Below are 16,459 nucleotides of genomic sequence, written 5' to 3' on the forward strand. Positions count from 1 at the left end.
GGCGCACCGACTGATAGAAGCCCGGTTTTTGATCTTGATTTTCCGCCGCGGATCCGAGTTCCCGGCCGGAGCTCAGCCGAACTGGTCGTAGCCCAGCTTGGCGACGAGCGACAGGACGACCACCAGCAGCACGATCCGGATGAACTTCGCGCCGCGCTTGAGGGCGACCCGCGCGCCGAGCTGCGCCCCGACGATGTTGCACGCCGCGAGCAGTACGCCCAGCGTCCAGTCGACGTGCCCGAAGACGCCGAACACGATGAGGGCGCCGAGGTTGGTGCCGACGTTGATCATCTTGGCCATGGCCGAGCCGTGCACGAAGTCGGCGCCGATGACGCCGGTGAACGCGAGCACGAGGAACGTCCCGGTGCCGGGTCCGATCGCGCCGTCGTAGAACGCGATGACCCCGCCGGCGAGCAGGATCATGGCGGCGACGCGTACGCGGGTCCGCTTCGCGGGGTCGGGGGCCAGCCCGAGCTGCGGGCGGAAGGTGACGAAGACCGCCACGCCGACGAGTACGGCCAGGATCACCGGCCGGTACGCCCCGGCGGGCACCGAGCCGGCGAACAGCGCGCCGAGTCCGGCGGTGACGACGGCCAGTGCCGCGGCCGGCCGGGCGACCTTCCAGTCGATCCCGGTACGCCGCGCGTACGTGACGGCGGCCGAGGCGGTCCCGGCGATGGCGGTGAGCTTGTTGGTGCCGAGGATCGTCGGCAGGGGCAGCCCGGAGGCGAGCAGCATGGCGGGCAGGATGACGAGTCCGCCACCGCCCACGATGGCGTCGACGGCGCCGCCGGTGGTCGCGGCGGTCATGAGGAGGGCGAGCCCGGGGAGGTCCACGGGCGGGGATTCTCCCTGCGGTACGCCGGTCCCGGAGGTGCTGTCCGTCCGGCTGTGATCACGTTCACGGCCGGCGGGCTATCGTGCCGTCCATGGGGGAACCGCGGCCGGATCAGGCCTGGCTCGTACGCGTACTCGCGGCGCTGGTCGTCGTGCCGATCGGCCTGTCGCTGTGGCTGACGGATTGGTCGTCTTTGTGGCTGGGCACCTCGACGTGGCTAGGCACCTCGACCCTGAGGTTTCCGTGGTTTTCGGTGGCTGTGCTGACGGCCGTGGCCCTGCAGTTGCTCGGCCGGCGGTGGCCGCGGGCTCAGGCGAGCCTGGTCCTCGGGCCGGGGGAGTTGCGGGTGGGCGTCGCCTTGCCGACGGCGGTCCAGCCGGTGGCCTGGTGGGTCGTGGTCGCGACGGCGCTGTCGACGCCGAACTTCTTCACGGCGGTGTGGCTGGCGGCCGGGGTGTTCTTGGGGCTGATGGCGGTCCGGCTGGTGATGGTCCCGACCGCGCTGGTGATCTCCATGCGGGGTCTGGGCTATCGCCGCCTACTGGGATCGGCGCGGCTGATCCCGTGGGAGCAGATCGAGCGGGCGCAGGCGATGGGCCCGCCTCGTACGTCGCGGGCGTTTCTCTCGATGCGCTACGTGGAACTGCGACTGACGCCGGACGCCTGGCGTCGGAAGACGCCGGTCCTGCCGGAGGGTGTGGATGCCTGGTTCCTCGCCGATGTGATCGAGTACTACCGGCTGCGTCCGGAGGCGCGGACGGAGATCGGCACCCTGGACGGTTATCGCCGGATGACCGCCGCGCTCGCCGAGTGGTACCAGGAACAACCATCCGTCCGGCGGTGATCGTGAGCGCCGGGGTTCGGCTACCGTCCCCGCCGTGGGAGTTCCGCGCCGTGACCGAGCCTGGCTGGTACGCGTCCTCGGCCTGTCCATCATCGTCTTCCCGCCCGCGTTGATGCTGTGGCTGGTGGACTGGTCGGACCTCTGGACGCCGAGGCCGGTCCGGCATCTCCTCCTGTGGTGTCTGGTTCCGATAGCGGTCGCCGTGGTTCTGCCGATCGCTTCGGACTGGTGGGCGCGGCTGCCGCCGTCCCTGGTGGTACGCGCCGACCGGGGTGAGTTCCGGGTGCCGGACCGGCCCGTCACGACGGTCGGCCTTCTGCTGCTCGGCTTCGGCCTCGCGTTGTGTGTCGTCTCCACCGGGTATCCCTCGGGGGGACCGCTGGTCGTGAGTGCGTTGCCGATGGTCGTGGTGGTGTTCGTCGGCGCGTTGATGGCCGGGACCCCGGACTCGCTGGGTCTGTCGCCGCGGGGCCTGTGGTTGCGCTGGGGGCCGAGGCGCCCCCGCTGGTGGACGTGGGAGGAACTGGCGGACGTGACCGCCGAGGTGATGCCGCCCCGCCGCTGGTGGCAGCGGCGGGCCGTCACCGTCCGGCTGAGGCTTCCGTCGCAGCGTCGGCGGCTTCCGTGGAACGGGATCGAGGTGGACCTTCCGTTGAGCGGGGTCCGCGTGGATCCCCGGTTCCTCGCAACGGTCATCGAGTACTACCGGCTGCATCCTGAGGCCAGGGCCGGGATCGGCACTCTCGACGGCTACGAGCGGCTGTGCGCGGCCCTCGCGGAGTGGCCCGTACCGGCTACCGTGCCGAGCCATGGGGGCGTCGACGGTGCCCGGTGATCCGCGGCCGGACCGAGTGTGGGTGGTTCGTGTCCTGTCCGTGTCCACCGTGGTCGCGGCCGTCGGCGTCGTGGTTCTGACGTTGCTGCCGCCGCGTACGGCGGTGGACGCGTGGCGCGGGGCGACGATCGTCGGCATCCTCGTGCTGGCTCTGTTCGTCTTCGTGGCTCAGCGGACGTCGGCATGGACCGTGTCCGCTTTTCGCGTGCTACCGGATGCGGCGGAGTTCCGGGTGGGGATGAGGCCCGTGGGGGCCGCGTTCCCGCTGATCCTCGTGCTGCTCCTGGGCGCGGGCGTGGCGGGGATGACATGGCCGACGGGCGGCTGGCGTCTGCTGTGGCTTCTGTTCCTGGCCGTCCCGGTCTGGCTCGTCGTCGGCTTCGGATCGAGTCCGTCGGTGGGGGCGCTGACCCCGGCGGGGCTGAAGGTTTCGCCCGGCCTCGGCCGCGTACGGACCTACGGCTGGGATGAGGACCTCACGGCGCCGACGCGCCTGCTGTGCACCGGCGACGTGTATCCGGACTTCGTCCGCGCGGCCGTCGACTACTACCGCACCTTCCCGGAGTTCCGGGACCGCATCGGCGACCCGGCGGAGCATCGCCGGCTGTACGCCGAGGTCGTGTCCGCGTACGCGCGGGGCCGGCAGGCGGATGTCGCACATCTCATGGGGGACGACTGATGGCACCTGGTGATCCTGTTCCGGACCGCACCTGGCAGGTACGCCTTCTGGCGCTGCTGGCGTTCGTGCCGGCCGTAGTCGCGATGACGCTGGTCGTCGCGGATGTCAAGGTGGTGTCCGTCGAGACGTGGCGGCTGCTGGTGCCGTTGCCGCTGGTGGCGATGGTGGTCCAGTTCCTGGCGGTTCTCGTCCTGACGAGCCGTGGGCGTGGACCGGCGGCTTTCGCGGTGTCGGCGGCGGGTGAGTTCCGGCTGCGGGTCCGGCCGGTCGTCGCCTGCGCGTTCCTGCCCTGGGCGGTCGGGAACTGCCTGGAGCTGTTCCATCCGGACTGGGGTGACGCCCTGACCCGCGGGGCGGTCGTGTCGCTCGTGGGCGTGTGTACGGTGTCGGCTCTGCTGGCGTTGGTGGCTCCGGTCGCGGTGGCGCTGTCGCCCGAGGGTGTACGGCTGTTCCGGGGGCGGGTGATGCCGTGGGACGCGCCGGTCGTGCCGCCGATGGGCCTGCTGCGCTGGGCAGACGTGAACCGCATGTTCCTGGCGGATGCGATCTTGTATTACCGGGCGCATCCGGAGTTCCGTTCCGAGATCGGCACCCCCGCCGAGCACCGCCGCCTCTACGCCGTCCTCGTATCTGCCCGGGTGTCCGCATGACGGGGCCGGCCGATTACCCGACATCCGACCGCACTCGGCAGACGAGCGTCGCGCATCTCATGGAGAACGACTGATGGCACCTGGTGATCCCGTACCCGACCGCACCTGGCAGGTACGCCTGCCGGCCTTGCTGGCGCTCGTTCCGATCGTCGGTGCCGTGTTCCTCGTCGGGGCGGAGGTCGAGGTGTCCCGGCCCGTCTGGGCTGGTCTGGCCTTCCTGTCGGTGCTGATGATCTTCGTTCAGCTCGCGGCGTTCGTGCAGCTGGCGGGTCGGCGGAACGGTCCCGCGGCGTTCATCGCGGTGGAGAAGGCCAGACAGTTCCGGGTCCGGGTCCGGCCGATCGCCGCCTGGATGCTGGTGCCGTTTGGGGTGTACACCTGCCTCCAGCTGATGCACCCGGGCTACTGGGATGGTGCGGATCTCGTGGACGTGCTGATGCGGGCGGCCTATGTCGTGTTGGCGGGTGCGGCGGTGCTTCCAGCGTTGGCGGCGTTGCTGCGCCCGTTCAGAGTGGTGCTGACTCCCGAAGGCGTCCGAACCGGTCTTGCCGCGCGGGTCACGCCGTGGGATGCGGCGGTCGTCCGTCCGGCGGGGTTGGTGCGCTGGCCGGATGTGCATCCAACGTTCCTGGCGGATGCGATCTTGTACTACCGGACGCATCCGGAGTTCCGTTCCGAGATCGGCACCCCCGCCGAGCACCGCCGCCTCTACGCCGCGCTCGTCGCCGCCCGCATTCCCGCATGACGTACCCGGTGGGGGAGCCGCGGCCCGACCGGACCGTGCTGGTGCGCGTGTTCGCCGCGTTGACCGCGGTCCCGGTCGTGACCTCGGCGGTGCTGCTGTGGTCGTTCCCCGATCCGCCGCAGGCGCTGTGGCCGGCCTACTTGTTTGCCTGGCTCGGTCAGGGTGCCCTCATTCTGGCGGCGGTCGTTGCGGCGGAGCCACCGGCCGCGTTCGCCGCCGTCCCGGCGGTCGGCGAGTTCCGGGCGCCCGTCCGCCCGCTGCTCGCGGCCATGCCCGCCCTGTGGGGAGCGGTCGTGTGCCTGTACGCGCTGCATCCGGGAGAGCGGCTGGCCGGCCTCGCGCCGGCCTGGCTGGCCCTCGAAGGCGCCTTCGCGCTCACCGCCGCCCGGCTGTTCGCGGCGGCCACCGTCGTGTCGCTGTCCGCGCGCGGTGTGACGGTCCGTGGCCTTTTCCGCACTTTGGTGTACGCGTGGGATGATCTGCCTGATTTACCCGTGACGGTGGTACGCGGCGGCGCGCGGCGGGAGATGGTGATGTTCACCGTTGCGGGCCGGCGGCCGCTGCGGCTGGCGTACGCGGGGGTGGACAGCCGCTTCCTGGCCTATGCGATCGCGTATTACCGGTGGCGGCCGGAGTTCCGGGCGGCGATCGGCACGCCGGACGAGCATCGCCGCCTGTACGCGGAGCTGATGACGGCGTACGCGGTCAGCGCCGGGGCCCGCCGTTTCGGCGACGCTGTTCGCTGAAGTACATGCCCGCGGCGCCGACGGCGATGAAGAAGAGCGCGAAGCACACGAAGGCCTTGAACATGGCGGCCAGCGTAGCTCCGCGCCCTGGTGTTGCAGAAGCGGGTGCCGGGCGGGATCAGAAATCCCCGCCGCCGAAGTCACCTCCGCCGAAGTCGTCGTAGCCGCCCCCGCCGAAGTCGCCGCCGCCGTCGTAGGAGGCGTTGTCGTAGCCGCCGCCGTCGTAGGAGCTGTTGTCGTAGGAGGCGTCGGTGTTGCCGGGGTCGCCCGCGCCGGGGTCGTTCTCGTAGTAGTTGTTGGTGACGTTCTCCGTCACGTTCTCGGTGTTGTTGTGGTCGGGGCCGTCGAGCATGTCGCCGATGACCATGCCGCCGAGGAAGCCGAGGGCGGCTCCGCCGGCGCCGGCCGCGATCATGCTGCCCATGCCGGGGCCGCTGCGGCCGTAGCCGTATCCGCCGCCGCCGTACGCGGGCTGCCCGTAGCCCTGGCCGTAACCGGGCTGCGCGCCGTAGCCGGGCTGGCCGTAGCCCTGGCCGCCGTAGCCGGGCTGCCCGCCGCGCTGGTTGTACGCGACCGGCGGCGGCTGCATGAACGCGCCCGCCCCCTGTCCCTGCTGCGGTACGCGGGCCAGCGCGTCGCGTACCCAGGTGGCGACGGTGGCGCTGATGTCGCCGGTGGCCTCGGAGTGCGCGAGGGTGTAGCGGGCGGGCTGGCTGCCCCAGCCGGCTTCGACGGCGACGTCGAGCGCGTGGGCGTTGGCGGCGTAGCTGATGCTCAGCTGCGGCAGGTGGGCGCCGGGGGTGCGGCCGTCGGCGGGCGCGTAGAAGGTGATCCGCTGCGCGACCGGTACGCCGAGGCCGGCCTGCTGGCCGGGGCGCAGGTCGGCGCGGACGAACCGGCAGCCGATGAGGCCGAGGGCGTCCAGGAGGTGGTTGTGCACCGGCAGCGGCTGGACGGCGATCGGGTCGCGGTCGGTCTTGCCGGATCCGCCGCGCACGTCGACCTGGGTGCGGATGCCGAGCGCGATGCCGGGCAGGGGCTGGCCGTAGATGATGCTGACGGGGGTCTCCCAGGGCAGCTGCGCCGACAGCGGGATGCTGTGGTGGGCGCCGGCGGGCAGGACGAACCGGCCGGCCGCCGGGATGCGGGCGACGTCGTACGCGGCGCCGGCCGCTTCGGCGGTGACGATCAGGGTGATGCTCTCGATCTCGGTGTCGGAGCCGCCGCCGGCGAGCAGGATCTGGCCCGCGAGGGGTGCGCCCGGGGTGACGGTGGGCTGGGACAGCACCGTGTCCACGGTGGGACCGCCGATGCCGAGACTGCCCAGCAGTTTCTTGAAGACCATGGGACCCATGATGGCGCGCGGGGTCAAGATCTACCCCTACGAAACGTAGTTTTCAGGGAAGTCTCAGGGATGACCCGTCAGTAGGGGAACTCCTGGGCGTTGGCGAGGCGGATGCCGCTGAAGCCGAGTGTGCTGTCGATCACCGCGTCCCACCAGGGCCACAGCCGGTCGACGAGGCGCAGCTGGATGCCGGCCGCGCGGTGCGCTTCGAGCAGGTCGCCGACCTTCTCCGCCGGGCCGAGCGGGGTCACCGTCCGCGTCGCGACCCACGCGGCGCCTCCTTCAAGGGGCTCGAAGCGGTCCTGGGGCAGCCGGTAGGCGTACAGGGTGGTGTTCTGCAGCGCGGGCAGCCACGCGTACTCGATGGTGTGTACGCGGGGGGTGCCGGGGCCGAGCAGGCGCAGGGCGTCCTCGGCGGTGGTGGCGGGGTCGGCCCAGGCCATGGCGCGCGGGCACTGGCGGGGGAACCAGTAGCTGGGCGCGTCGTGCGCGTCGACCGCCCACACGTACGCTTCGGCCTGCCGGGCGGTCGCCGCGACGTGCGGGTGGAAGACGGTGATCGTGGGGTCTTCGGAGAAATGCAGGACTTCGCCGGGTCCGGGGATCATTCCGCGGATTTTACGACGACCAGGTGGAAGAGCCGGGCGGTGAGTTTGTAGGGCATCCGGTCGGCGAGGGCGAGTTCGAGGCGTTCGAGTTCGGCGTAGAAGCTCGCGTCGTACTTGCGCTCGTCGTCGGTCATGTAGTCGCAGACGTTGCGGATGCCGTAGTGGCCGACGATGCGGGCGCCGAGCTTGTCGAGGTGCTTGCCGACTTCCTCGGCGGTACGCGGGACGACCGGGGTGCCGAAGGTCTTCGCGACCCGGGTCGGGGCGTCGAGGGCTTCGAGGGCGCCGGAGGGGTCCTGCTCGCGGACGGCGATGCGCAGCGGTTCGGAGTGCGCGTTGGAGCAGATGATGGACAGCACGCCGCCGGGCCGCAGGGCCGACAGGCAGACGGCGAGGGTGGCTTCCACATCGGTCACGTAGGGCAGCAGGTTGTGGCAGAGCACGAGGTCGTTGCCGTCGTCGACGAGTCCTTCGCCGAGGAGTTCGGCGAGTTGGGCGACGTCGGACTCGTGGATGGTGACCCGGTCGGCGACGCCGGCCTTGTAAGCGAGTTCCCGGGCGGCGGCGAGCATGCGGGCGGAGTAGTCGACGAGGGTGACGCGGTGGCCGTCGGTGGCGAAGCGGATCGCCTCGACCCCGTTGCCGCCGGCGACGTCGAGGATGCGGCCGGGTTCACCGCCGGGCAGCGCGTGGTCGAGGTGCCGGCCGAGGTTGGCTGCCGCGATGGCGTAGCGCAGGCGTCCCCAGGGCGCGTCCTGCCACTGCCGCCAGGCCGATATCGCTTCGTCGAAGGTACCGCTGTCGACTCGTCCCATAGGGTGACGCTACTCAGCCGGTCCGGCGGGCGCTACGGCGGGTGGCGTTCCCAGTTCGCCGGTCCGGTAGTGGCGGCGGCAGAGGACCTGGTAGCGGACCTCTTCGGTGGACGCCGCGGCGGTGTCGCCGATGACGACCTGCTCGCCTTCGCGGGCCACGGATCCGCCGACGACGCGGGCGTTGAGCAGGCCTTCGCGGCCGCACCAGCACAGCACCTCGACCTGGAGGCGGTGGACGCTGTCGGCGAGTTCGAACAGCCGCTGGGCGGCCGGGAAGAACTGCGAGCGGAAGTCGGTGGCCAGGCCGAAGGCGTACACGTCGATGTCGTAGGTGTCGACGAGGTCGGCGAGCTGCTCGATCTGGGCGACGCTGTAGAAGCAGGCTTCGTCGCAGATGAGGTAGTCGACGGCGGCGCCGGCGGCCCAGCGTTCACGGACGAGCAGGACCAGGTCGAGGGCGTCGTCGACCTCGACGGCGTCGTGGCTGAGCCCGATGCGGGTGGTGACCTTGGGGCCCATCGAGCGGTCGTTGCGGGTCAGCACGATGCCGCGGCGGCCCTGGCGGGCGTGGTTGTAGCCCATCTGCAGGGCCAATGTGGACTTGCCGCAGTCCATGGGGCCCCAGAAGAACTTGAGCGTCGCACCGCCCCGCAGCCGGCCGTCGCCGGCGGCGCGGCATTCCAGCTCGGCGGGGTTCCCCGAATGATCCACGGGCCGCAGCCTAATGGGCGGCGGCCCGTGGCGCTAAATCGACGGGGGGCTAGAGCAGGCGGGGCGGGGTGTTGCCGGCGGCGGTGATGGCCCGGCGCATCGGGACGGCGAGCAGGGCGACGAAGCCGAAGACGAAGAAGACGATCAGTGAGACGATCGCCGGCCGGTAGCTGTGGGTCTGGTCGTAGACGAACCCGAACAGCAGCGGCCCGAGCCAGCTGGTGCCCTTGTCGGAGATCTCGTAGAGGCCGAAGTACTCGCCTTCCTTGCCCTTCGGGATGAGCTGGCTGAACAGCGACCGGGACAGGGCCTGGCTGCCGCCGAGCACGATGCCGATGGCCGCGCCGAGGATGACGAACGGCAGGACCTTGTTGGCCGGCAGGAAGTACGCGGCGATGACGATGACGGCCCAGATGGCGAGGCTGCCGAGGACGGTCTTCCACGCGCCGACCCGCTTGGCGATGGCGCCCATGAGCATCGCGCCGCCGAAGGCCATGAACTGCACCATGAGGATCACCGGCATGGTGACCTTGCTGTCGAAGCCGAGTTCGCCGCTGGCGTAGGTGCCGGCCATCGCGATGACGGTCTGGATGCCGTCGTTGTAGATGAGGAACGCGATGAGGAAGAACAGCGTCAGCGGGTACGCCTTCAAGCTGCGCAGGGTCCGTCCGAGCTGGACGAAGCCGTCGAGGAGCGGGTTGCCGCGGTGCTCGCCGCCGGTGGCCGGCCGGTTGCGCAGCCACAGCAGCGGGAAGGTGGTGAACACCGCCCACCACACGCCGGCCGACACCAGTGACCAGCGGGCGATGTCGAGCAGCTTGTCGTCGCTGCTGCCGAGGACGACGACGGCGACCACGTTCAGCAGGAACAGCAGGCCGCCGCCGAGGTAGCCGAACGCCCAGCCGCGGCTGGAGACGGCGTCGCGTTCGTTCTCGTCGGAGATCTGCGGCAGGAACGAGTTGTAGACCACGACGCTGCCGCCGAACGCGAGGTTGGCGATGAGGAACAGGGCGGCGCCGAGGGCGTACCGGTCGCCGGTGAGGAACACCAGTCCGATCGTCGCCGCCGCCCCGAGGTACGCGAACAGGGCCAGCAGCTGCTTCTTGCGGTGGGACCGGTCGGCGAGGGCGCCGACGACCGGCAGCAGGAACACCTGCAGCACGACCGACAGGCTCGTCGTGTAGGGGAACAGCGACCCGGCGGCGAAGTGCAGGCCGAGCAGGCTCACGTTCTGGTCGGCGTCCTGGGCCTGTTCGGCCACATGGGTCAGGTAGGGGCCGAGGAAGGCCGTGACCACGGTGGTCGAGAAGGCGGAGTTCGCCCAGTCGTAGAAGTACCAGCCGGTCCGCTCGCGGCGCGTAGCGGGGTCGCCGGCGGCCGGCGGGGGCAGCAGCACGGGCTCGGCTGCGTCGGTCGTCATGGCCGCCGATTCTGCCAGCTCCACGGGGGATGTGTGGGTCGTCCGAACCGATGGACCTTGGCCCGGGTGCGTCACCGAATCCGTATCCACCCCGTAGGGGAATGGTGACAGGGAGATAGGGCGGAATCCCGAACACCTCTAGTCAATCGGTAAAGCTTCGGTGACAATGACCAGACGTATGACCCGACGATCGTCGATGGAACCCAGACGGGGGTAGGAGAGTGCGCGGCATGCCGAGGGGTGGAGGTGTTCGCGTTGGCTCCCGATGGCGCCGGCGGTGCTGACTGGGTGACGCGTCTGTCGCCCGATCAAGTTGCCCTGCTGGAGCGGCTGGCCGATGGGCAGACCATCGCCGCCGCGGCGGCCGCCGAGTGGATGTCGCTGCGGACCGCGAACCGGCGCGTCGCCGAACTGCGGGTCCTGCTCGGGCTGACGAGCACCCGCGAGGTGGTCGCCGCGTACGTGCGCGCCCGGCACCGGTAGGCGCGTCAGCGGGGTTCGGGGGCCTGGAAGGTCCGCCGGGTCTCGGCCGGGCGGGTGGGGTCCGTCCAGCGTGGACGGTCTGGTTCGTCCGGGCGCAGCCGGGCGAGGTCGGTGCGCAGGGCCGTGATGATGCGGTCGGTGGCCCGCTGGACGTCGCCGCGGACGGCCGGGTCCAGGCCGGTCAGGTCGACCGGGTCGCCGAAGTGGAACCGCACCGTCGGCCGGTGGCGCAGGTCGCGCAGGATCGCCGGCCACATGCCGGTCGGCGCCGCGTACGGCAGGACCTCGTGGGAACCCCACTGGGTCACCGGCAGGACCGGCGCGCCGGTCGCGAGGGCCAGGCGGGCCATGCCGCTGCGGCCGCGTTCGGGCCACAGGCCCGGGTCGAGGGTGATGCGGCCCTCGGGGTAGCCGGCGACGATGCTGCCGGCGGCCAGGGCCGCGGTCGCGTCGTCGACCGCCGCGGCCGCGTGCGCCTCGTCGGCCGACACCCGCGTGCGGTTGACCCGGATGTGCCCGCTGGCGCGCATCGCCGCACCGACGATCGGCGCCCGGAACAGCCCGCCGGTCGCCATGATCCTCGGGTGTACGCCGATCGCGGCGGTCGCCGCCGACAGGGCGATCGGATCGAACGGGCCGATGTGGTTGACCGCGAGGATCAGCGGCCCGTCGCGCAGCGGCGCGGGGATGTCGCCGGTGACCTCCAGCCGGGCCAGTGCGCCGACGACGCCGCGGGCCAGGGTTTGCAGGACATGCCAGGTGAGCGGGGTACGCCACGGCTGCACGGAACTCACTGCGGCATAGTGCCACAGCTGCGGCGACCGCTACCGGCTGGCACGAGGAGTCCGCCCGCAAGGACCCCGAGCGGACGGGCCGGCCGCACGGGGCGGGCCCCGCAGGGCGCCGCGGTCACAGAGTGAAGACGCACCCTTGAGCGAATGCTAAACACATCCGTGCCAGGCCCTGCGACCGGCCCCGGGATTCCCGACCCCGATCACATTTCACGTACGAAACGGACACCGGAGCCGTATGGTCGGCGCAGAAGATCTCTATGGGAGGTTCCCCGTGGACGCGCTGGCCTGGGCACGGTGGCAGTTCGGCATCGTGACCGTCTACCACTTCCTCTTCGTCCCGATCACCATCGGATTGTCGTTCCTCGTCGCCGGATTCCAGACCGCGTGGGTGCGGGCCGAGCGGCGCGGGGACCCGCACGCGCTGCGCTGGCTGAAGCTGACGAAGTTCTACGGCAAGCTGTTCCTGATCAACTTCGCCATGGGCGTCGTCACCGGCATCGTGCAGGAGTTCCAGTTCGGCATGAACTGGTCGGCGTACTCACGGTTCGTCGGGGACATCTTCGGCGCCCCGCTGGCCATCGAGGCGCTGCTCGCCTTCTTCCTGGAGTCGACCTTCCTCGGGCTGTGGATCTTCGGCTGGGACAAGCTCAAGCGCGGCATCCACCTGGCCTGCATCTGGATCGCGGCGGCCGGTACGGCGCTGTCGGCGTACTTCATCCTGGCGGCGAACTCGTTCATGCAGCACCCGGTCGGGTTCACCTTCAACCCGAAGACCAACCGCGCGGAGCTGACGGACTTCGGGGCGGTGCTGACCAACAAGGTCACCCTCATCACGTTCCCGCACACGATCATCGGCTGCTTCCTCACCGCGGGCGCCCTCGTCGCCGGCGTCGCGCTCTGGCACATCATGCGCGAAGGCAAGAACGCCAAGACCGCCGACATGGACCGGCGGGCGTACCGCAGCGCGCTGAAGGTCGGCGTGTGGACCACGCTCGTGGCGATGGTCGGCATGTTCATCAGCGGCGACATCCAGGGCAAGATCATGACCGAGGTGCAGCCGATGAAGATGGCCGCCGCCGAGGCCCTCTACAACACCTCGCAACCGGCCCCGTTCTCCCTGCTCACCATCGGTACGCTCGACGGCAGCGAGCCGGTGTTCTCGATCGAGGTCCCCCACCTGCTGTCGTTCCTGGCCACCGGCAGCTTCGACGGCAAGGTGCAGGGCATCAACGACCTGCAGGCCGAGTACGAGCAGAAGTACGGGCCGGGCGACTACAAGCCGATCATCCCCGTCACGTACTGGACGTTCCGGTTCATGATCCTGTTCGGGGCGCTGGCCGCGCTGGTGGCGCTGTGGGCGCTGTGGGCCACCCGCCGCGGGCGTACGCCGAGGACACGCTGGCTGCGCTGGGCCGGCCTGGCCCTGCCGCTGCTGCCGCTGGCCGCCAACAGCGTCGGCTGGATCTTCACCGAGATGGGCCGCCAGCCGTGGATCGTGTTCGGCCAGATGAAGACCGCCCAGGGCGTCTCGCCCACCGTCGGCACCGGCGAGGTGATGACGTCGCTGACCGTGTTCACGCTGCTGTACGGCGTACTCGCGGTGGTCGAGGTCGGGCTGCTGCTCAAGTACGCCAAGGCCGGCGTACCCGACGTGACCCCGCCGCCGGAGACGCCCGCCGATTCCGACGCCCCGCTCGCGTTCGCGTACTGAGCGCCCGGAAAGGAGACCTGCCGTGGAACTGACCACCCTCTGGTTCATCCTCATCGCGGTCCTGTGGACGGGCTACTTCGTCCTCGAAGGATTCGACTTCGGCGTCGGCATGCTGCTGCCGGTCATCGGCCGGGCCGCCGACCGCGACCTCGGCGAGCGGCGCCGGCGCGTGCTCATCAACACCATCGGACCGGTCTGGGACGGCAACGAGGTGTGGGTGATCACCGCCGGCGGTGCCACCTTCGCCGCGTTCCCGGAGTGGTACGCGACCATGTTCAGCGCGTTCTACCTGGCGCTGCTGCTGATCCTGGTGGCGCTGATCGTCCGCGGGGTGGCGTTCGAGTACCGGGGCACCCGCGACAGCGCCCGCTGGCGGCAGCGGTGGGACTGGTGCATCGTCGCCGGCTCCGCGATCCCGGCGTTCCTGTGGGGCGTCGCGTTCGCCAACATCGTGCGCGGCCTGAAGATCGCACCCCGGCCGCTCAACGGGGGACCGCTGGAGTACATCGGCGGCTTCTGGGACCTGCTCAACCCGTACGCGCTGCTCGGCGGCCTGACGACGCTGCTGCTGTTCCTGACCCACGGGGCGATCTTCCTGGCCCTCAAGACGACCGGTGACGTACGCGACCGCGCCCGCAACGTCGCCACCGGCACGGGCCTGGCCGCGGCGGTCGTCGCGGTGGCGTTCCTGCTGTTCACCTTCAGCCAGCGCTCGACCGCCTGGTCGATCGCGACGGGGGTGCTGGCCGCGGCGTCGTTCGTCGCCGGCCTGCTGGTGCTGCGCGGCCGCCGGCCCCGCGAGGGCTGGGCGTTCCTCGGCACCGCCGTGGCGATCGGGCTCACCGTGGTGTCGCTGTTCCTGGCCCTCTACCCGGACGTGATGCCGTCGACGCTGCGCGACGAGTGGAGCCTGACCATCCACAACGCATCGTCGACACCGTACACGCTGAAGATCATGACCTGGGTGGCGCTGGTGTTCACCCCGCTGGTGCTGCTCTACCAGGGCTGGACCTACTGGGTGTTCCGCAAGCGCATCGGAGTGCAGCACATCCCGGCGGGCTCCGGTCACTGAACCACCGGCCCGATTCACTCCCGTAGGCGGCGCAGGGGACTGCGTCGCCTACTCATTGATGAACATGAGTAAGAGGTTGGGTACCCGCCAGGTACCTCTTTAGGCGGGTGAATGACCTGATTGAGCAGCGTAGCGGTAGCGCCGGAGGCAAGATCACGGCATAGTCGGTGCCATGAGAACCACCGCGGCAGGCCTGCGGACCGTCTGGCAGTTCGCCCGCCCGCACACCATCATCGGCACGATCCTCGCGGTCTGCGCGCTGTACGTTCTCGCCAGCCACTCCGCCCACCGGCAGGACACGGGCATGTGGCTCGTGGTCCTCATCGCCAGCATCGCCGTCAACGTCTACGTCGTCGGCCTCAACCAGCTCACCGACGTCGAGATCGACCGGATCAACAAACCCTACCTGCCGCTCGCGGCGGGCAGCCTACGCCGGCCGAGCGCGGTCGTCATCGTCGTCGCCGCCGGCGTCGCGGCGCTCGCCCTGGCCGGCTGGCAGAGCGGCTACCTGTTCGCGGCGATCGCGGTCATCCTGCTCATCGGCACCGGCTACTCCCTGCCCCCGGTACGCCTCAAGCGGTTCCCGTTCTTCGCGGCCGCCTCGATCGTGCTGGCCCGGGCGGTCGTGGCCAACATCGGGGTGTACCTGGCGTACTCGGCGTCGCTGACGGGCCGGGCGGCGCTGCCCGCGTACGTGCTGCTGCTGGTGGGATTCCTGTTCGGATTCGCGATCGTCATCGCCCTGATGAAGGACGTCCCCGACGCCGACGGCGACCGCCGCAACCAGATCGCCACCCTCGTGCTGCGCATCGGACCGGCCGCCACGATCCGGCTCTGCCAGGGCATCCTCGCCGCCTGCTACCTCGGGGTGATCGTCGCCGGACTGATCGGCGTCCCCGGTACGCGCGGCTGGATCCTCGTCGTCACCCACGCCGGAGCGCTCACGGTGATGCTGCTCGGGGCGCGCGGCCTCGACGCGGCGAACCCGAAGGCGGTCCACCGCTACTACATGCTCGTGTGGAAGCTGTTCTACTTCGAATTCCTGGCGATCCCGCTGGCCGTCCTCGTCGGACCGCACTGAGCCCGGCCCGCTGAAACCGGCGTCTTCCCCCGCCGGACGTTCCCCGGCGGCACGGCCAGGCCGCCGGGGAACAACTCGCCTACATACCGAGCTCGGCCAGCTTCGCCTCGACCTCGGCCAGTTCCGCGCGCAGCTTCTCGGCCTGGGACTTGGCCGCGTCGCGCTCGGCGGCGAGGATCGCCTCGACGGCCTCGTGCACGCCCGGCACGTCGAGCAGACCGACGAACTGCAGCGCCTCGGCCGGCTTGATGACGTAGGGCTTGGCCAGCGCCTTCGTGCCCTGCGTCGCGCCGACGGTCCACTCGCCCTCGGTGTAGGCGAGGGTGACGGTCAGCGCCGCCGGCGGCTTGACCTTCGGGGCACGGGCCGCCGCCGCCTTACGCGGGGCGGGGGCGACGGGTTCGGCGGAAGCGGCGGGCTCGGACACGGTCGGCTCCTGACGGGCGGGCTTGGATGGTTGGGCAGGTTCGATGAGATCCTCGCCGACGGCCAGCGGACGGCGGCCACCGGGCAGCGTCTCCTCGACCGGCGGCTCGGCCGGCTTGACGACCGCCGACTTCTTCGGCACCCCGCCACGCGGCGGCATCTCCAGGTCGGCGGGGGAGAACGGCAGCGCGTCGCCGCCGAACTTGACGACGATCCACTCGTCGTCGTCCTTCGGATTCCCCAGCTCGACGACCTGGCCGACCTGTCCGGCGATCTGCCCGGCGGACTCGGTGAACACCACCCGCGGACGTTTGCCGCCCTCGAGCACGGAGCGGATCTGATCGAGATCCGTCTTGGACAATCCGGCCATCCTCGTCACTTCGCTTTCGCCACCACGGCGGCCCGGAGGGGAGCCGCCTCTCTACGAACACATGTTTGACTAGAACTTCTACCAGAGGGCGCCGACAATCTTGACGCCGACATGCCATGTGGTGTTCGGGCGCAGGCTACTCCTTACCCGGGACGGCCACCTCCACCGTTGCGCCGCCCCCGCCTCCGACGATCTCGCGACCCGCGGCCTATGGGGGCTGTAGCGGTTCTGGAGGGTTTGTGTACCGGGGCCGCCTACGCTGCCGATCCATGGGCTGGTGCCGGGT

General features: G+C 70.6%; 18 protein-coding genes. 10 read left to right on the top strand and 8 right to left on the bottom strand.

What is annotated here, in order from left to right; translation table 11 throughout:
• Positions 1-72: 72 nt before the first annotated feature.
• Positions 73-810, bottom strand: a complete 738-nt coding sequence (locus G401_RS0108910) for a TSUP family transporter (protein ID WP_084557021.1) — start codon at positions 808-810, stop codon at positions 73-75.
• Between the two features lie 119 nt (positions 811-929).
• Here G401_RS0108910 and G401_RS0108915 point away from each other — a divergent pair, with 119 nt between their 5' ends.
• The 6 genes from G401_RS0108915 to G401_RS0108940 all read left to right on the top strand — a co-directional run bounded on the left by G401_RS0108915 (position 930) and on the right by G401_RS0108940 (position 5,337).
• On the top strand, positions 930-1,682 hold the full coding sequence (locus tag G401_RS0108915; protein ID WP_027342223.1) for a hypothetical protein: 753 nt from the start codon (positions 930-932) through the stop codon (positions 1,680-1,682).
• 34 nt (positions 1,683-1,716) lie between these two features.
• Positions 1,717-2,517 (top strand): hypothetical protein, encoded by an 801-nt coding sequence (locus G401_RS0108920; RefSeq protein WP_027342224.1) that lies wholly within the window; start codon positions 1,717-1,719, stop codon positions 2,515-2,517.
• 40 nt (positions 2,518-2,557) lie between these two features.
• Complete coding sequence (locus G401_RS0108925; protein ID WP_169734165.1) at positions 2,558-3,196, top strand: hypothetical protein; 639 nt, start codon at positions 2,558-2,560, stop codon at positions 3,194-3,196.
• Positions 3,196-3,846, top strand: a complete 651-nt coding sequence (locus G401_RS55680) for a hypothetical protein (RefSeq protein WP_027342226.1) — start codon at positions 3,196-3,198, stop codon at positions 3,844-3,846. The genes G401_RS0108925 and G401_RS55680 overlap by 1 nt, the downstream gene beginning before the upstream one ends.
• A 73-nt stretch (positions 3,847-3,919) precedes the next feature.
• Complete coding sequence (locus tag G401_RS0108935) at positions 3,920-4,591, top strand: hypothetical protein (protein WP_027342227.1); 672 nt, start codon at positions 3,920-3,922, stop codon at positions 4,589-4,591.
• Positions 4,588-5,337, top strand: a complete 750-nt coding sequence (locus tag G401_RS0108940) for a hypothetical protein (protein WP_157545490.1) — start codon at positions 4,588-4,590, stop codon at positions 5,335-5,337. The genes G401_RS0108935 and G401_RS0108940 overlap by 4 nt, the downstream gene beginning before the upstream one ends.
• A 118-nt stretch (positions 5,338-5,455) precedes the next feature.
• Here G401_RS0108940 and G401_RS44470 read toward each other — a convergent pair whose 3' ends face one another.
• The 5 genes from G401_RS44470 to G401_RS0108965 all read right to left on the bottom strand — a co-directional run bounded on the left by G401_RS44470 (position 5,456) and on the right by G401_RS0108965 (position 10,236).
• Entirely contained in the window at positions 5,456-6,682 is a 1,227-nt protein-coding gene (locus G401_RS44470; RefSeq protein ID WP_051366388.1) for a sporulation protein, read from the bottom strand.
• Positions 6,683-6,759: 77 nt separating this feature from the next.
• Complete coding sequence (locus tag G401_RS0108950) at positions 6,760-7,290, bottom strand: DUF6886 family protein (RefSeq protein WP_027342229.1); 531 nt, start codon at positions 7,288-7,290, stop codon at positions 6,760-6,762.
• Positions 7,287-8,105, bottom strand: a complete 819-nt coding sequence (locus G401_RS0108955; protein WP_034591035.1) for a methyltransferase domain-containing protein — start codon at positions 8,103-8,105, stop codon at positions 7,287-7,289. Before G401_RS0108955 ends, G401_RS0108950 begins: the two co-directional genes overlap by 4 nt.
• Positions 8,106-8,114: 9 nt before the next feature.
• Positions 8,115-8,816 carry a thymidine kinase gene (locus G401_RS0108960; protein WP_407636836.1) on the bottom strand — a complete coding sequence of 234 codons (702 nt, stop codon included), beginning with the start codon at positions 8,814-8,816 and terminating at the stop codon, positions 8,115-8,117.
• A gap of 49 nt (positions 8,817-8,865) precedes the next feature.
• Positions 8,866-10,236 carry an MFS transporter gene (locus G401_RS0108965; RefSeq protein ID WP_027342232.1) on the bottom strand — a complete coding sequence of 457 codons (1,371 nt, stop codon included), beginning with the start codon at positions 10,234-10,236 and terminating at the stop codon, positions 8,866-8,868.
• Positions 10,237-10,524: 288 nt separating this feature from the next.
• Here G401_RS0108965 and G401_RS44475 point away from each other — a divergent pair, with 288 nt between their 5' ends.
• Entirely contained in the window at positions 10,525-10,719 is a 195-nt protein-coding gene (locus G401_RS44475) for a hypothetical protein (RefSeq protein WP_157545494.1), read from the top strand.
• 5 nt (positions 10,720-10,724) lie between these two features.
• On the opposite strand, the gene G401_RS0108975 is transcribed toward G401_RS44475, so the two are convergent.
• Positions 10,725-11,513 carry a lysophospholipid acyltransferase family protein gene (locus G401_RS0108975; protein ID WP_027342233.1) on the bottom strand — a complete coding sequence of 263 codons (789 nt, stop codon included), beginning with the start codon at positions 11,511-11,513 and terminating at the stop codon, positions 10,725-10,727.
• Positions 11,514-11,784: 271 nt separating this feature from the next.
• On the opposite strand from G401_RS0108975, the gene G401_RS0108980 reads away from it, so the two are divergent.
• The 3 genes from G401_RS0108980 (at position 11,785) to G401_RS0108990 (ending at position 15,377) form a co-directional block, all read left to right on the top strand.
• Entirely contained in the window at positions 11,785-13,224 is a 1,440-nt protein-coding gene (locus G401_RS0108980; protein ID WP_027342234.1) for a cytochrome ubiquinol oxidase subunit I, read from the top strand.
• 22 nt (positions 13,225-13,246) lie between these two features.
• Positions 13,247-14,296 carry a cytochrome d ubiquinol oxidase subunit II gene (gene cydB, locus G401_RS0108985; RefSeq protein WP_027342235.1) on the top strand — a complete coding sequence of 350 codons (1,050 nt, stop codon included), beginning with the start codon at positions 13,247-13,249 and terminating at the stop codon, positions 14,294-14,296.
• Positions 14,297-14,468: 172 nt separating this feature from the next.
• Positions 14,469-15,377, top strand: coding sequence for a homogentisate phytyltransferase (locus G401_RS0108990; RefSeq protein WP_034591036.1), 909 nt, complete (start codon positions 14,469-14,471; stop codon positions 15,375-15,377).
• A 79-nt stretch (positions 15,378-15,456) separates the two neighbouring features.
• Here the strand turns inward: G401_RS0108990 and G401_RS0108995 are convergent, their stop codons facing one another.
• Complete coding sequence (locus G401_RS0108995; protein WP_027342237.1) at positions 15,457-16,173, bottom strand: hypothetical protein; 717 nt, start codon at positions 16,171-16,173, stop codon at positions 15,457-15,459.
• Positions 16,174-16,459 lie beyond the last annotated feature (286 nt).

The organism is Hamadaea tsunoensis DSM 44101 (genome assembly GCF_000428945.1).
In the GTDB taxonomy this organism is placed as follows: domain Bacteria; phylum Actinomycetota; class Actinomycetes; order Mycobacteriales; family Micromonosporaceae; genus Hamadaea; species Hamadaea tsunoensis.

Excerpts from the sequence above, each read along its gene's own strand:
- G401_RS0108910 (WP_084557021.1), bottom strand. The coding sequence starts at position 810 with ATGACCGCCGCGACCACCGGCGGCGCCGTCGACGCCATCGTGGGCGGT.
- G401_RS0108915 (WP_027342223.1), top strand. The coding sequence starts at position 930 with ATGGGGGAACCGCGGCCGGATCAGGCCTGGCTCGTACGCGTACTCGCG.
- G401_RS55680 (WP_027342226.1), top strand. The coding sequence starts at position 3,196 with ATGGCACCTGGTGATCCTGTTCCGGACCGCACCTGGCAGGTACGCCTT.
- G401_RS0108935 (WP_027342227.1), top strand. The coding sequence starts at position 3,920 with ATGGCACCTGGTGATCCCGTACCCGACCGCACCTGGCAGGTACGCCTG.
- G401_RS0108940 (WP_157545490.1), top strand. The coding sequence starts at position 4,588 with ATGACGTACCCGGTGGGGGAGCCGCGGCCCGACCGGACCGTGCTGGTG.
- G401_RS44470 (WP_051366388.1), bottom strand. The coding sequence starts at position 6,682 with ATGGTCTTCAAGAAACTGCTGGGCAGTCTCGGCATCGGCGGTCCCACC.
- G401_RS0108950 (WP_027342229.1), bottom strand. The coding sequence starts at position 7,290 with ATGATCCCCGGACCCGGCGAAGTCCTGCATTTCTCCGAAGACCCCACG.
- G401_RS0108955 (WP_034591035.1), bottom strand. The coding sequence starts at position 8,105 with ATGGGACGAGTCGACAGCGGTACCTTCGACGAAGCGATATCGGCCTGG.
- G401_RS0108965 (WP_027342232.1), bottom strand. The coding sequence starts at position 10,236 with ATGACGACCGACGCAGCCGAGCCCGTGCTGCTGCCCCCGCCGGCCGCC.
- G401_RS0108990 (WP_034591036.1), top strand. The coding sequence starts at position 14,469 with ATGAGAACCACCGCGGCAGGCCTGCGGACCGTCTGGCAGTTCGCCCGC.
- G401_RS0108995 (WP_027342237.1), bottom strand. The coding sequence starts at position 16,173 with ATGGCCGGATTGTCCAAGACGGATCTCGATCAGATCCGCTCCGTGCTC.